The sequence below is a fragment of the Pseudomonas sp. AP3_22 TE3818 genome (assembly GCF_053628995.1).
Genome location: NZ_JBRJHL010000001.1, coordinates 855,898 through 869,535, shown reverse-complemented (window position 1 = coordinate 869,535; position 13,638 = coordinate 855,898). Strand labels below are relative to the sequence as shown.

General features: G+C 61.0%; 13 protein-coding genes. 10 read left to right on the top strand and 3 right to left on the bottom strand.

Annotated features, from left to right (window positions below; genetic code table 11):
• Positions 1–20 precede the first annotated feature (20 nt).
• The 3 genes from thiE to AB7M25_RS04130 all read left to right on the top strand — a co-directional run bounded on the left by thiE (position 21) and on the right by AB7M25_RS04130 (position 2,717).
• On the top strand, positions 21–644 hold the full coding sequence (thiE, locus tag AB7M25_RS04140; protein ID WP_007990651.1) for a thiamine phosphate synthase: 624 nt from the start codon (positions 21–23) through the stop codon (positions 642–644).
• 10 nt (positions 645–654) lie between these two features.
• Entirely contained in the window at positions 655–1,938 is a 1,284-nt protein-coding gene (gene hemL / locus AB7M25_RS04135; RefSeq protein ID WP_007975850.1) for a glutamate-1-semialdehyde 2,1-aminomutase, read from the top strand.
• 224 nt (positions 1,939–2,162) lie between these two features.
• Positions 2,163–2,717 carry a tetratricopeptide repeat protein gene (locus AB7M25_RS04130; RefSeq protein ID WP_428607021.1) on the top strand — a complete coding sequence of 185 codons (555 nt, stop codon included), beginning with the start codon at positions 2,163–2,165 and terminating at the stop codon, positions 2,715–2,717.
• 110 nt (positions 2,718–2,827) lie between these two features.
• Here the strand turns inward: AB7M25_RS04130 and AB7M25_RS04125 are convergent, their stop codons facing one another.
• Positions 2,828–3,157: a DUF1820 family protein gene (locus tag AB7M25_RS04125; RefSeq protein WP_003185742.1), complete on the bottom strand. Its 330-nt coding sequence runs from the start codon at positions 3,155–3,157 to the stop codon at positions 2,828–2,830.
• 135 nt (positions 3,158–3,292) lie between these two features.
• On the opposite strand from AB7M25_RS04125, the gene miaB reads away from it, so the two are divergent.
• The 5 genes from miaB to lnt all read left to right on the top strand — a co-directional run bounded on the left by miaB (position 3,293) and on the right by lnt (position 8,708).
• Positions 3,293–4,621, top strand: a complete 1,329-nt coding sequence (gene miaB / locus AB7M25_RS04120; RefSeq protein WP_102700944.1) for a tRNA (N6-isopentenyl adenosine(37)-C2)-methylthiotransferase MiaB — start codon at positions 3,293–3,295, stop codon at positions 4,619–4,621.
• A 215-nt stretch (positions 4,622–4,836) separates the two neighbouring features.
• Positions 4,837–5,844, top strand: coding sequence for a PhoH family protein (locus AB7M25_RS04115; protein ID WP_015096962.1), 1,008 nt, complete (start codon positions 4,837–4,839; stop codon positions 5,842–5,844).
• Complete coding sequence (ybeY, locus tag AB7M25_RS04110; RefSeq protein ID WP_015096963.1) at positions 5,837–6,331, top strand: rRNA maturation RNase YbeY; 495 nt, start codon at positions 5,837–5,839, stop codon at positions 6,329–6,331. The genes AB7M25_RS04115 and ybeY overlap by 8 nt, the downstream gene beginning before the upstream one ends.
• A gap of 5 nt (positions 6,332–6,336) precedes the next feature.
• Complete coding sequence (locus AB7M25_RS04105) at positions 6,337–7,176, top strand: HlyC/CorC family transporter (RefSeq protein WP_007975860.1); 840 nt, start codon at positions 6,337–6,339, stop codon at positions 7,174–7,176.
• A gap of 8 nt (positions 7,177–7,184) precedes the next feature.
• Positions 7,185–8,708 carry an apolipoprotein N-acyltransferase gene (lnt, locus tag AB7M25_RS04100; RefSeq protein WP_429383894.1) on the top strand — a complete coding sequence of 508 codons (1,524 nt, stop codon included), beginning with the start codon at positions 7,185–7,187 and terminating at the stop codon, positions 8,706–8,708.
• 132 nt (positions 8,709–8,840) lie between these two features.
• On the opposite strand, the gene AB7M25_RS04095 is transcribed toward lnt, so the two are convergent.
• Both AB7M25_RS04095 and AB7M25_RS04090 read right to left on the bottom strand, forming a co-directional pair.
• A complete protein-coding gene (locus tag AB7M25_RS04095) occupies positions 8,841–9,620 on the bottom strand; it encodes a YdcF family protein (protein WP_429383896.1) in 780 nt (259 codons plus the stop codon).
• Between the two features lie 104 nt (positions 9,621–9,724).
• Positions 9,725–10,045 (bottom strand): hypothetical protein, encoded by a 321-nt coding sequence (locus tag AB7M25_RS04090; protein ID WP_429383898.1) that lies wholly within the window; start codon positions 10,043–10,045, stop codon positions 9,725–9,727.
• A gap of 281 nt (positions 10,046–10,326) precedes the next feature.
• Between AB7M25_RS04090 and leuS the strand changes: the two genes are divergently transcribed.
• Both leuS and AB7M25_RS04080 read left to right on the top strand, forming a co-directional pair.
• On the top strand, positions 10,327–12,933 hold the full coding sequence (leuS, locus tag AB7M25_RS04085; protein ID WP_429383900.1) for a leucine--tRNA ligase: 2,607 nt from the start codon (positions 10,327–10,329) through the stop codon (positions 12,931–12,933).
• Positions 12,934–13,020: 87 nt separating this feature from the next.
• Entirely contained in the window at positions 13,021–13,626 is a 606-nt protein-coding gene (locus AB7M25_RS04080; RefSeq protein ID WP_116581889.1) for an LPS-assembly lipoprotein LptE, read from the top strand.
• The last annotated feature ends 12 nt before the right edge of the window (positions 13,627–13,638 follow it).

The following is a 13,638-nucleotide window of genomic DNA, read 5'->3' as shown; positions in this document are numbered from 1 at the left end:
AATGCGGTGAGGCTTGTCCGATGAAACTACGTGGCCTGTACGCCATTACCGACAGCCAGTTGCTGGCCGGTAAATTTCTTTCGTACGTGGAGGCGGCGCTGGAAGGCGGCGTCACCCTGCTGCAATACCGCGACAAAAGCAGTGATGAGGCCCGCCGCCTGCGCGAGGCCGAAGCACTGCGCGATTTGTGCGAACGTTACAAGACCCAGTTGATCATCAACGACGACGCCGAACTGGCGGCACGCCTGAACGTCGGCGTGCACCTGGGCCAGACCGATGGTCCGTTGTCGCCGACTCGTGCCTTGCTGGGTCGCGATGCGATCATTGGCTCAACCTGCCACGCGCAACTGGGGCTCGCCGAACAGGCCGCCAAAGAAGGCGCCAGTTATGTCGCCTTCGGCCGCTTCTTCAATTCCAATACCAAGCCTGGCGCACCGACCTGCAGCCTCGAATTGCTCGATCAGGCCCGCCAGCAACTGCACTTGCCGATCTGCGCGATCGGCGGCATCACCCTGGACAACGCCGCCCCGCTGGTGGCCCATGGGGTCGATCTGCTGGCCGTGGTGCATGGCCTGTTCGGCGCCGAGAGCACGGCTGAAGTCACCCGCCGCGCCCGCGCCTTTAACGAATTACTTAAAATCTGAGAGCCCGATCATGTCTCGTTCCGAAACGCTGTTTGCCAATGCCCAGAAACACATTCCCGGTGGCGTGAACTCGCCGGTTCGCGCGTTCAAGAGCGTCGGCGGCACGCCGTTGTTCTTCAAGCACGCCGAAGGCGCCTACGTCACCGACGAAGACAACAAGCGCTATGTGGATTACGTTGGTTCCTGGGGCCCGATGATCCTCGGCCACAGCCACCCGGACGTGCTGGACGCGGTGCGCAAGCAGCTGGAGCACGGCCTGTCCTACGGCGCGCCGACCGAGATGGAAACGCAGATGGCCGACCTGGTCTGCTCCCTCGTGCCGTCGATGGAAATGGTGCGCATGGTCAGCTCCGGCACCGAAGCGACCATGAGCGCCATTCGCCTGGCCCGAGGCTTCACCGGCCGCGACAGCATTATCAAGTTCGAAGGCTGCTACCACGGTCACTCCGACAGCCTGCTGGTCAAGGCCGGCTCGGGCGCACTGACCCAGGGCGTACCGAGTTCGGCCGGCGTACCGGCAGCGTTCGCCAAACACACCCTGACCCTGCCGTTCAACGACATCGACGCCGTTGAGGCCATGCTCGCCGAAGTCGGCCAGGACGTGGCCTGCATCATCGTCGAGCCAGTGGCCGGCAACATGAACTGCGTGCCGCCGGCACCGGGTTTCCTCGAAGGCCTGCGGACCCTGTGCGACAAGCACGGCGTGGTGCTGATTTTCGACGAAGTGATGACCGGTTTCCGCGTCGCCCTCGGCGGTGCCCAGGCGTACTACGGCGTGACGCCGGACCTGACCACCTTCGGCAAGATCATCGGTGGCGGCATGCCGGTCGGCTGCTTCGGCGGCAAGCGTGAAATCATGCAGCGCATCGCCCCGCTGGGCCCGGTCTACCAGGCCGGTACGCTGTCCGGCAACCCGCTGGCGATGGCCGCCGGCCTGACCACCCTGCGCCTGATCAGCCGTCCGGGCTTCCACGCCGAGCTGACCGACTACACCACTCGCCTGCTCGACGGCCTGCAACAGCGCGCCGATGCGGCGGGCATTCCGTTCGTGACCACGCAAGCCGGCGGCATGTTCGGCCTGTACTTCAGTGGCGCCGACGACATCGTCACTTTTGATGACGTGATGGCCAGTGACGCCGCCCTGTTCGGCCGCTTCTTCCACCTGATGCTCGAAGGTGGCGTGTACCTGGCACCGAGTGCCTTCGAAGCCGGTTTCACTTCGATCGCCCACGGCGAAGCCGAACTGAAACTGACCCTGGACGCCGCCGAGCGTGCCTTCGCAGCCTTGAAATAACGCTGTAGCGCTGACGTTGGCCATTGCCAGCGTCAGCTTTCACCTACACGCCCGCCTTCATTCCTACACTTTCAGCAAAAATCCTCCGCAAAACGGGAGATATATTTCCCGCGCAGCAGAAAAACGAGTAAAGACTTTGTAAGGTTGGCCCTGCTTATTTCATAATGCGCGCTTATTGGATCCCTCGATGGGTCCGCGCGCCCTTCAGAGGTAAGTCGATTCCCATGAACCGCACCGGCCGCACCCTTGCACTGGGCTGCCTGTTGCTTCTTCAGCCCCTGCTCGCGCACGCACAAGCAGGCGGCAACTCGTTGTTGATCCCAGCGATGGGTCGCTGCACCCTCAATACCCAGCCGCAAGACCTGGAACAGGCGATCGCCGCCTGCCGGAAAGCGTCGGATGAAGGGGATGCGCAAGCGCAATACGAGTTGGGTGAGTTCTATTACGAAGGCAAAAACGCACCGCGCGACCTCAATCAAGCCCTGAGCTATTTCGAAAAGGCCTCGCTGCAAGGCCACGCCCAGGCGCAATTCAAACTCGGTACCATGTTCTTCCACGGCGAAGGCGTACCGGCCAATAACGTTCAGGCGTATATCCTGCTGAAGATGGCGGCGGTCAATGGCGCCGAAGATGCACTGGACACCGCTGACGAAGTCACCGAAAAAATGCCCCGCGAAGAACTGGAGGTTGCCACCCAGGTGCTCGGGCAAATTTTCCGTAAGTATCTTATGGAGTTGCAGAGTGCCGATGGGCGTACGCCTTTCGCGCCGCTTCCCTGAATTCTGCTTGGTGGCGGTTGACACCATCGCTGGCAAGCCAGCTCCTACAAGGTCCGCGTAAATCTGTAGGAGCTGGCTTGCCAGCGATCAGAGCGACTCGATCTTGAGGCTTACTTCTCAGGCATCGGCATCGGAAACGGCATGACATTGCCGACCGCGCCGCGGGCTTCGCTGATTTTCGGGGTCCCCAGACGCTCGACTTCGTCGATACGCACGATCGAATGCATCGGCACAAAACTGCGCACCACGCCTTCGAACTGAGCCTTGAGCTTTTCTTCGCTCGGATCGACGACCACTTGCGTGCGCTCGCCAAAGACGAACTCTTCCACTTCCAGAAAGCCCCACAGATCACTTTGATAGATCTGCTTGGCGTACATTTCGAACACCTGGCCCTGGTTGAGGAAAATCACCTTGTAGATTGGAGCTTCACGTTTGGTCATGGTGGGCGGGTAACACATCGAGGGATAAAAAAGAGGGCGCGAACTATAGCATAGCCGCCGGACGCACAGCGGTAGGAACCTTGGAACATGTTCCCTATAATGCGCGGTTCTTTGAATCACGTGATGACTCTTTCCATGGCCAAGAAGCTTTACATCGAAACCCACGGTTGCCAGATGAACGAGTACGACAGCTCGCGCATGGTCGATCTGCTGGGCGAACATCAGGCCCTGGAAGTCACCGCGCGCGCTGAAGACGCCGACGTCATCCTGCTCAACACCTGCTCGATCCGCGAACGTGCGCAGGACCGGGTCTACTCCCAGCTCGGGCGCTGGCGCGAACTGAAGCTGGCCAACCCGGACATGGTGATCGCCGTCGGCGGTTGCGTGGCCAGCCAGGAAGGCGCGGCCATCCGCGATCGCGCGCCGTACGTCGACGTGGTGTTCGGCCCGCAAACCCTGCACCGCCTGCCGGAAATGATCGACGCCGCGCGCATCACCAGGCTGCCGCAAGTCGATGTCTCGTTCCCGGAAATCGAAAAGTTCGACCATTTGCCCGAGCCGCGCATCGACGGCCCGAGCGCTTACGTGTCGGTGATGGAAGGCTGCAGCAAGTACTGCACGTTCTGCGTGGTGCCCTACACCCGCGGCGAAGAAGTCAGCCGGCCGTTCGACGACGTGATTGCCGAGATCATTCACCTGGCCGAAAACGGCGTGCGCGAAGTGACACTGCTGGGGCAGAACGTCAACGGTTATCGCGGCCTCACCCATGACGGGCGCCTGGCGGATCTGGCCGAGCTGATCCGCGTGGTTGCCGCCGTCGATGGCATCGACCGCATCCGCTACACCACGTCGCATCCGCTGGAATTTTCCGACAGCCTGATCCAGGCCCACGCCGATGTGCCGGAACTGGTCAAGCACCTGCACTTGCCAGTGCAGTCGGGCTCGGACCGCATCCTCGCCGCGATGAAACGCAACCACACCGCGCTGGAATACAAATCCAAACTGCGCAAGCTGCGCGCCGCCGTGCCGGGAATCTGCATCAGCTCGGACTTCATCGTCGGCTTCCCGGGTGAGACCGAGAAAGACTTCGAACAGACCATGAAGCTGATTGCCGACGTCGGTTTCGACTTTTCCTACTCGTTCGTCTATAGCCAACGCCCGGGCACACCGGCCGCCGACCTGGCCGATGACACGCCGGAAGAGCTGAAAAAAGAGCGTCTGAACGCCCTGCAACATCGCTTGAACCAGCAAGGTTTCGAGATCAGCCGACAAATGGTCGGTTCGATCCAGCGGATCCTGGTGACCGACTACTCGAAAAAAGACCCGGGCGAGCTGCAAGGCCGGACCGAGAATAACCGTATCGTCAACTTCCGTTGCGACAATCCGACCCTGATCGGCCAGTTCGCCGACGTGCACATCGATGCCGCGCAGCCGCATTCGCTGCGGGGTTCGCTGATCCAATAACACCGAATATCCCTGTGGGAGCGGGCTTGCTCGCGAAGGCGGTCTGTCAGCACCAATAATGTCGACTGACACTCCGTCTTCGCGAGCAAGCCCGCTCCCACAGGTACAGCGCCAGAGGCGGGAATCGGGTTGCCTCATTTAAGAGCTTTCGCACCCAGCCCACTGGCGTTATCCTTGATTTCATCTCAATTGCCCCAGGGCGGCTAAATACGACCTTGAACGCACCCATAGAACCACATCGTTTCATCCTCGAGCCTTTTGAAGCTCGCCGCTTCGCCAATCTGTGCGGGCAATTCGACGAGCATTTGCGCTTGATCGAACAACGCCTGACCATCGAGATCCGCAATCGCGGCAACCAGTTCGAGCTGATCGGCGAGCCCAAACACACCACCTCCGCGGAAAACCTCCTGCGCCGCCTGTACCGGGAAACCAAGGGTACCGAGCTGTCGCCGGACATGGTGCACCTGTTCCTGCAGGAGTCTGCCGTGGAACAGTTGGACAACCACTCCCCCGCCGAACCGTCCGTGGCGCTGCGCACCAAGAAAGGCATGATTCGCCCCCGCGGCTTGAATCAGCTGCGCTATGTGAAGGAGATCCTCGGTAACGACATCAACTTCGGCATCGGCCCGGCCGGTACCGGCAAGACCTATCTGGCCGTCGCCTGCGCGGTCGATGCACTGGAGCGCGAGCAGATTCGCCGCATCCTGCTGGTGCGCCCGGCGGTCGAAGCGGGTGAAAAACTCGGCTTCCTGCCCGGCGACCTGTCGCAGAAAATCGACCCGTACCTGCGCCCGCTCTACGACGCACTCTACGAAATGCTCGGCTTCGAATACGTCGCCAAGCTGATCGAGCGCCAGGTGATCGAAGTCGCGCCACTGGCTTACATGCGCGGCCGTACGCTGAACAACAGTTTCATCATTCTTGACGAAAGCCAGAACACCACGGTCGAGCAAATGAAGATGTTCCTGACCCGGATCGGCTTCGGCTCCACGGCCGTCATCACCGGGGACATCACCCAGGTCGACCTGCCACGCGGCACCAAGTCCGGCCTGCACCATGTGATTGAAGTGCTCAAGGAAGTGCCGGGGATCAGCTTCACCCATTTCCAGCCCAAGGACGTCGTGCGCCATCCGCTGGTACAGCGCATCGTTGAAGCCTACGAGCGCTTCGAAACCCGTGCGGCCGATGATGCAGCCGCCAAGGATAGCCGCCGCGATGCTTGAGCTTGACCTGCAAATCGCTACCCAAGCCCCTGCCCCCAGCGAAGCCGAGTTCCGCCAGTGGTGCGAACTGGCTTTGCGCCAGCGCAGCGCCGACTCGGAAATGACCATTCGCCTGGTCGACGAAGCCGAAGGTCGCGAGCTGAACCACACCTGGCGGCAAAAGGATTACGCAACTAACGTCTTGTCATTCCCGGCCGATGTGCCGGACGAGTTCCTCGACATCCCGCTGCTGGGCGATCTGGTGATCTGCGTGGCGGTGGTCGAGCGTGAAGCCGCCGAACAAGGCAAGCAACTCAAGGCCCATTGGGCACACCTGGTGATTCACGGCTGCTTGCATCTGCTTGGTTACGACCATATTGATGACGACGAAGCCGAAGAGATGGAAGCACTGGAACGAACGTTGCTTGCAGAACTGGGCTTTCCCGATCCATACGCGGACGACGAAACCGATTTATCCCCCACAGAAACAACAAAGGATTCAGAGTAATCGCTATGAGCGAAGATCGATCGAGCAACGGGCAGAAGTCATGGTTGGGTAAGCTCACCCAGGCTTTTGCCCACGAGCCGAAAAACCGCCAGGAGCTTTTGGAGCTGCTGCGCGATGCACACCAGAACAAACTGTTGGACAGCGAAGCGCTGGCCATCGTCGAAGGCGCCATCCAGGTGGCCGACTTGCAGGTGCGGGACATCATGGTCCCGCGCTCGCAAATGGTCAGCATCAAGGCGAACCAGACACCCCGCGAGTTCCTGCCTGCCGTGGTCGACTCGGCCCACTCGCGCTACCCGGTCATCGGCGAAAGCCACGATGACGTGATGGGCGTGTTGCTGGCCAAGGACCTGCTGCCGTTGATCCTCAAGGAGAACGGCGACAGCTTCAACATCAAGGATCTGCTGCGTCCGGCCACCTTCGTGCCGGAATCCAAGCGCCTTAACGTGCTGCTGCGCGAATTTCGCGCCAACCACAACCACATGGCCATCGTCATCGACGAGTACGGTGGCGTGGCTGGCCTGGTTACCATCGAAGACGTGCTGGAACAAATCGTCGGCGACATCGAAGACGAACACGATGTCGAAGAAGACAGCTACATCAAGCCGCTGCCGAGCGGTGATTTCCTGATCAAGGCCCTGACGCCGATCGAGAACTTCAACGAGTTTTTCGACAGCGAGTTCTCCGACGATGAATTCGACACCGTTGGCGGTCTGGTGATGAGTGCGTTCGGGCATCTGCCAAAACGTAACGAAATCACTGAAATCGGCCCATACCGCTTCCGCATCCTGAACGCCGACAGCCGTCGGATTCACTTGCTTCGCCTGACGCCCATTGCTCGCTAAGGATTGAAATGCGCTGGACAACCCGCCCCGGCTGGCCCGGTAACCTGCTGGCCGTGGCGGCCGGTGCAATCACCACCCTGGCCCTGGCGCCGTTCGATATCTGGCCACTGGCACTGCTCGCCGTCGGCCTGTTCTATGCCGGCCTGCGCGAACTGAGTCCACGTCAAGCCTTGGGTCGCGGCTGGTGTTTCGGTTTCGGCCTGTTCGGTGCCGGCACCAGCTGGATCTACTACAGCATTCACCACTTTGGTGGCGCTTCGGTATTGCTGGCCGGTTTCCTGATGCTGCTTTTCACGGCGGCGATTGCCTGGTTCTTTGCCCTGCCCGCCTGGATTTGGGCGCGCTGGCTACGCCGCAATGAAGCGCCGCTGGCCGACGCCCTGGCCTTCGCTGCGCTGTGGGTCGCCCAGGAAGCCTTCCGCGGCTGGTTCCTGACCGGTTTCCCGTGGCTGTATTCCGGTTACAGCCAGCTCGACGGCCCGCTGGCCGGGCTCGCGCCCCTCGGCGGGATGTGGCTGATTTCCTTTACCCTGGCGCTGACAGCGGCGTTGATCTACAACGGCTTGCGCCTGGTTCGCACGGGACGCAAAGGCTTCATCGCTGCCGGTGTGTTGCTGCTGGCCGGACCATGGCTGGTCGGCACGGCGCTCAAGCACCACGCCTGGACCAGCCCTTCGGGCCCGCCACTGAGCGTCGCCGCCATTCAGGGCAACATCGAACAAAGCATGAAGTGGGATCCGGCGCAGCTCAACGCGCAGTTGGCGCTGTACCGCGACATGAGCTTCAGCTCCAAACGCGTCGATCTGCTGATCTGGCCGGAAACGGCGATCCCGGTGCTCAAGGAGTCCGCCGAGGGCTACCTGAACATGATGGGCAACTTCGCGGCCGAACGTAAGTCGGCGTTGATTACCGGTGTCCCGGTCCGCATGGAGGTACGCCACGAGAAGCGTTTCTTCAATGGCATCACCGTGACCGGTGAAGGCGACGGCACTTACCTCAAGCAAAAACTGGTGCCCTTTGGTGAATATGTTCCCTTGCAGGACATCCTGCGCGGACTGATCGCCTTCTTCGACCTGCCAATGTCGGACTTCGCTCGCGGCCCGTCTGACCAGCCACTGCTGCAAGCCAAGGGTTATCAGATCGCACCGTTCATCTGCTACGAAGTGGTTTATCCGGAGTTCGCCGCCAGCCTCGCCGCCCGCAGCGACCTGTTGCTGACCATCAGCAACGACACCTGGTTCGGCACCTCCATTGGCCCGCTGCAACACCTGCAGATGGCACAGATGCGCGCGCTGGAAGCCGGCCGCTGGATGATCCGCGCCACCAACAACGGCGTGTCCGGCCTGATCAACCCGTTCGGTCAGATCACTGATCAGATCCCGCAGTTCGAACGCGGCATCCTGTATGGCGAAGTGGTGCCGATGCACAACCTGACGCCGTACCTGGAATGGCGTTCATGGCCATTGCTCATAGTCTGCGTGCTGTTGTTTGGCTGGGCACTGATTGCGAACCGGATGGCCAAGACCCTTTAAAAGCTTCGCGAGCAAGCCCGCTCCCACATTTGATCGGCGTCGTACACAAATACTGTGACCGACTTAGATCCAGTGTGGGAGCGGGCTTGCTCCGGGCGGCGATCCGACGAAGGCGGCCTCACTGGCACCGCATCAATCAGTGCCAACATCACCTCGATAGAACAACGAATAACCGACCTGCCCCACCGCCTCGTTCATCAACTGCCCGTTCTGCCAGATCGCCTTGAACTCCGGCATCCAGCCGCCCAGCGGCCGCGCGTTATCGCCGCCCAGAAACCCTACCGGCGCCGGCACCACCTCAAAACCGGCCTTGCGGAAGCTCCAGGCCGCCCGTGGCATATGCCAGGCCTGAGTCACGAGCACCACACGCTTGATGCCCTGGGGAAGCAACACCTCGGCGCTGAACTGCGCATTTTCCCAGGTCGTGCGGCTGCGCCCTTCCTGCCAGCGCACGCTCAAGCCAAAATCGTCACGCAAGGCGTCAGCCATCATCTGCGCCTCGCTGGGCGGCGTGCCGTAATGCAGGCCGCCGCTGGTCAGTACCGGCAACCCGGAAGCCTTGGCCAGCCGCGCGGCAAAGCGCTGACGCTCCAGACCGACGCCCGTGGGCTGGTCGGCGCCCCAGGCCACATCACCGCGCTCACGCCCCGAGCCAAGGACCACGATCGCGTCCGCACGTTGCCCCAGGACTGCCCATTCACTGCGGGCAAGCGGCGGCTCCCGCTCGAGCAGGCCGGCACTCCACTGCACAACCACCGGCAGGCTCATCAGCCAGAAACCACCCAGGCCCAGAGCAAAGCATGCACCGGCAAGCCTCGGCCTTGAGCGGCGCAACCACCAGGCAAGCAAAAGCAGCAGCAATAGAATGCCGGGCGGCAATAGAAGTTGTTTTACGAAATAACGGAACGGCATCGAGCATCTCCTGGAGATGCCCGAAGCCTAAGTGGGTTGGCGCAATGCGACAATCAATATGAAAGGATTATGCTTCAACAATTCAAGGAGCATGGCACCGTGTCCTATTTGAACTGCAAAGACCGGACCTTTACCGCGTCTCTGCCGGGAACCTTGTCCTTGAGCCAGATGATCTTGGCTGAACGTGGTGTGTCGAGTTGCTTTACCGCTTCTGACAAGCATCCGTGCGTCTCACGTTCACTGCGGTCCAGATACGCCTTGACCAGTGCAAACTCTGCGGCGCTCAGGCCGCGCAGCTCCAGCTCCAGAGGGCGTTCGTCGCGCAACCGGCCAGCGGTCCTTGCCGCATCCAGGGCCAAGGCCAAACGATCGATCAGCCTTTCGTACAGCTCCGGTTTTGTAGCTTTTTGCTGTGACTCAACCATCCCTCACCTCATTGGAAGATATGACCTACTCCCCAGTTAGAGCTTAGCTTCCATGAACAAACCGGCTGAACGCCGCGACCAACGGCCCTCGCAGCGGTTTTCGCAGGACGTGTGGCAGCAATCAGGGTTTCCCTCGGTAGAGCGCGGTCATGTATGCTACGGCGCTTCCTGTAACTCCACTTCCAGCTCGGCTGGGCAGCGAAAACGCCAATTTGGCGACTTCAACGTCCAGCGTTGCATTGAAGAGGATTAGGCCACCCCTATTCAGTTCAAAAGTAGCCATGCACGAACAATATCAGCCCCGTGAAATCGAAGCCGCCGCCCAGTCGTTCTGGGACGAGCAAAAGTCCTTTGAAGTCAGTGAACAGCCAGGCAAGGAGACTTACTACTGCCTGTCGATGTTCCCTTACCCCAGCGGCAAGCTACACATGGGGCACGTGCGCAACTACACCATCGGCGACGTGATCTCCCGCTACCAGCGCATGCAGGGCAAGAACGTTCTGCAACCGATGGGTTGGGACGCCTTCGGCATGCCGGCGGAAAACGCCGCGATGAAGAACAACGTAGCGCCCGCCAAGTGGACCTACGAAAACATCGCCTACATGAAAAGCCAGCTGCGCAGCCTGGGCCTGGCGGTGGACTGGTCGCGCGAAGTGACCACCTGCAAGCCCGATTACTACCGCTGGGAACAATGGCTGTTCACGCGCCTGTTCGAAAAAGGTGTGATCTACAAGAAAAGCGGCACCGTGAACTGGGACCCGGTCGACCAGACCGTCCTGGCCAACGAACAGGTGATCGACGGTCGCGGCTGGCGTTCCGGCGCGCTGATCGAGAAGCGCGAAATCCCGATGTACTACTTCAAGATCACCGCCTACGCGGATGAACTGCTGGAGAGCCTCGACGAACTGACTGGCTGGCCTGAACAGGTCAAGACCATGCAGCGCAACTGGATCGGCAAATCCCGCGGCATGGAAGTGCAGTTCCCGTACAACGTCGACTCCATCGGCGAAACCGGTGCGCTGAAAGTCTTCACCACCCGTCCGGACACCCTGATGGGCGCGACTTACGTCGCCGTGGCCGCCGAACACCACCTGGCCACCCTCGCCGCACAGAACAATCCCGAGCTGCAAGCGTTCATCGCTGAATGCAAGGGCGGCAGCGTGGCTGAAGCCGACGTCGCCACCCAGGAGAAAAAAGGCCTGCCGACCGGCTTGTTCGTCGAGCACCCGCTGACCGGCGAAAAACTGCCGGTCTGGGTCGCCAACTATGTACTGATGCATTACGGCGACGGCGCGGTGATGGCGGTTCCGGCCCACGACGAGCGCGATTTCGAATTCGCGCACAAGTACAACCTGCCGGTCAAATCGGTCGTACGCACCAGCTCCGGTGACACCAACCCCGCGCCATGGCAAGACGCCTACGGCGAGCACGGCACGCTGATCAACTCCGGCGAGTTCGACGGCCTCGACTTCGCGGGCGCCTTCGACGCCATCGAAGTCGCGCTGATCAAGAAAGAACTAGGCGCCTCGCGTACCCAGTTCCGCCTGCGCGACTGGGGCATCAGCCGTCAACGCTATTGGGGCTGCCCGATCCCGATCATCCACTGCACCACCTGCGGTGACGTGCCGGTACCGGAAGATCAACTGCCGGTCGTGCTGCCCGAAGACGTGGTGCCGGATGGCGCTGGTTCGCCACTGGCGCGCATGCCCGAGTTCTACGAGTGCACCTGCCCTAAATGCGGCGCGCCGGCCAAGCGTGAAACCGACACCATGGACACCTTCGTCGAGTCCTCGTGGTACTACGCCCGGTACGCCTCGCCACACTTTGAAGGCGGCCTGGTGGAAAAATCGGCGGCCGACCATTGGCTGCCGGTTGACCAGTACATCGGCGGTATCGAACACGCGATTCTTCACCTGCTGTACGCGCGTTTCTTCCACAAGCTGATGCGCGACGAAGGCCTGGTGAGCTCCAACGAGCCGTTCAAGAACCTGCTGACCCAGGGCATGGTGATCGCCGAGACTTACTATCGCCGCGAAGCCAATGGCGCCTACACCTGGTTCAACCCGGCGGACGTCGAGCTCGAGCGTGACAGCAAGGCCAAGGTTATCAGCGCCAAATTGAAAGCTGACGGCCTGCCGGTGGAAATCGGCGGCACCGAGAAGATGGCCAAGTCGAAGAACAACGGCGTCGACCCACAGTCGATGATTGACCAGTTCGGTGCAGACACCTGCCGCCTGTTCATGATGTTCGCCTCGCCACCTGACATGAGCGCGGAATGGTCCGACTCCGGCGTAGAGGGCTCGCACCGATTCCTCAAGCGCGTCTGGCGCCTGGCTCAAGCACACGTCACTCAGGGCCTGCCGGGCAAACTCGACGTCGCCAGCCTGAATGACGAGCAGAAAGCTGTTCGTCGCTCGATCCACCTGGCCATCAAGCAGGCCAGCCAGGACGTCGGCCAGAACCACAAGTTCAACACCGCCATCGCCCAGGTGATGACGCTGATGAACGTGCTGGAGAAAGCCGCACAAGGCACCGAACAGGATCGCGCGCTGGTTCAGGAAGGCCTGGAAACCGTGACCCTGCTGCTCGCCCCGATCACGCCGCACATCAGCCACGAGCTGTGGCATCGACTGGGCCACGCTGATCCTGTGATCGACGCCGGTTGGCCGGTGGTGGATGACAGCGCTTTGGTACAGGACAGCCTGCAACTGGTGATTCAGGTCAATGGCAAGCTGCGTGGTCACATCGAAATGCCGGCCAGTGCCAGCCGTGAAGACGTCGAAGCCGCCGCTCGTGCCAACGAGAACGTCCTGCGGTTCGTCGACGGTCTGACCATTCGTAAAGTGATCGTAGTGCCCGGGAAACTGGTCAATATCGTCGCCAGCTAATTGGATCAGGCGCCAGGTGAGCCTGGCGCCGAGTAAAACCTTTCGGGCCGCTTGATCGGCCCACATGGTTTCAAGGGGAGCAACAAGATGATCAAACGCAATCTGCTGGTGATGGGCCTCGCGGTTCTGCTGAGCGCCTGCGGTTTCCAGCTGCGCGGCACCGGCACCAACCAACTGGCGATCAAGGAACTTGACCTGAGCGCCCGTAACGCTTATGGCGAAACCGTGACCCAGTTGCGTCGGGTACTGGAAGGCAGCGGCGTCAAAGTCTATACCGGCGCACCGTACAAACTGGTGCTGACCAATGAGCAGGAAAGCCAGCGCATCCTCAGCTACGCAGGCGCCAGCAGTACCGGCGAGTACCAGATCACCACCGTGCTGAGCTATGACATCCGTGGTCGCGGTGATCTGCCATTGTTGAGCGACAAGCTTGAAGTGCAGAAAGTCTTTATGCACGACGGCAGCAACCTGGTGGGGTCCGACCAGGAAGCCCAAACAGCCCGTGCAGAAGGCCGCCGGGAGCTGGTTCAACGCATGATGCTGCGTTTGGAGCAACTGAGCCCGGACCAACTGGACAAATTGCAGCAGACTGCCGAAGCCAAGGCCAAGGCTGACGCCGCGGCACTGGAAGCGGCAAAAAAGGCTGAAGCGGAAACCCCGCGCCAGTCGCCTGTCGAACTGCCGCAGCAGTAAGACTTACGGGGC

Excerpts from the sequence above, each read along its gene's own strand:
- thiE (WP_007990651.1), top strand. The coding sequence starts at position 21 with ATGAAACTACGTGGCCTGTACGCCATTACCGACAGCCAGTTGCTGGCC.
- hemL (WP_007975850.1), top strand. The coding sequence starts at position 655 with ATGTCTCGTTCCGAAACGCTGTTTGCCAATGCCCAGAAACACATTCCC.
- AB7M25_RS04130 (WP_428607021.1), top strand. The coding sequence starts at position 2,163 with ATGAACCGCACCGGCCGCACCCTTGCACTGGGCTGCCTGTTGCTTCTT.
- AB7M25_RS04125 (WP_003185742.1), bottom strand. The coding sequence starts at position 3,157 with ATGACCAAACGTGAAGCTCCAATCTACAAGGTGATTTTCCTCAACCAG.
- miaB (WP_102700944.1), top strand. The coding sequence starts at position 3,293 with ATGGCCAAGAAGCTTTACATCGAAACCCACGGTTGCCAGATGAACGAG.
- ybeY (WP_015096963.1), top strand. The coding sequence starts at position 5,837 with ATGCTTGAGCTTGACCTGCAAATCGCTACCCAAGCCCCTGCCCCCAGC.
- AB7M25_RS04105 (WP_007975860.1), top strand. The coding sequence starts at position 6,337 with ATGAGCGAAGATCGATCGAGCAACGGGCAGAAGTCATGGTTGGGTAAG.
- lnt (WP_429383894.1), top strand. The coding sequence starts at position 7,185 with ATGCGCTGGACAACCCGCCCCGGCTGGCCCGGTAACCTGCTGGCCGTG.
- AB7M25_RS04095 (WP_429383896.1), bottom strand. The coding sequence starts at position 9,620 with ATGCCGTTCCGTTATTTCGTAAAACAACTTCTATTGCCGCCCGGCATT.
- AB7M25_RS04090 (WP_429383898.1), bottom strand. The coding sequence starts at position 10,045 with ATGGTTGAGTCACAGCAAAAAGCTACAAAACCGGAGCTGTACGAAAGG.
- leuS (WP_429383900.1), top strand. The coding sequence starts at position 10,327 with ATGCACGAACAATATCAGCCCCGTGAAATCGAAGCCGCCGCCCAGTCG.
- AB7M25_RS04080 (WP_116581889.1), top strand. The coding sequence starts at position 13,021 with ATGATCAAACGCAATCTGCTGGTGATGGGCCTCGCGGTTCTGCTGAGC.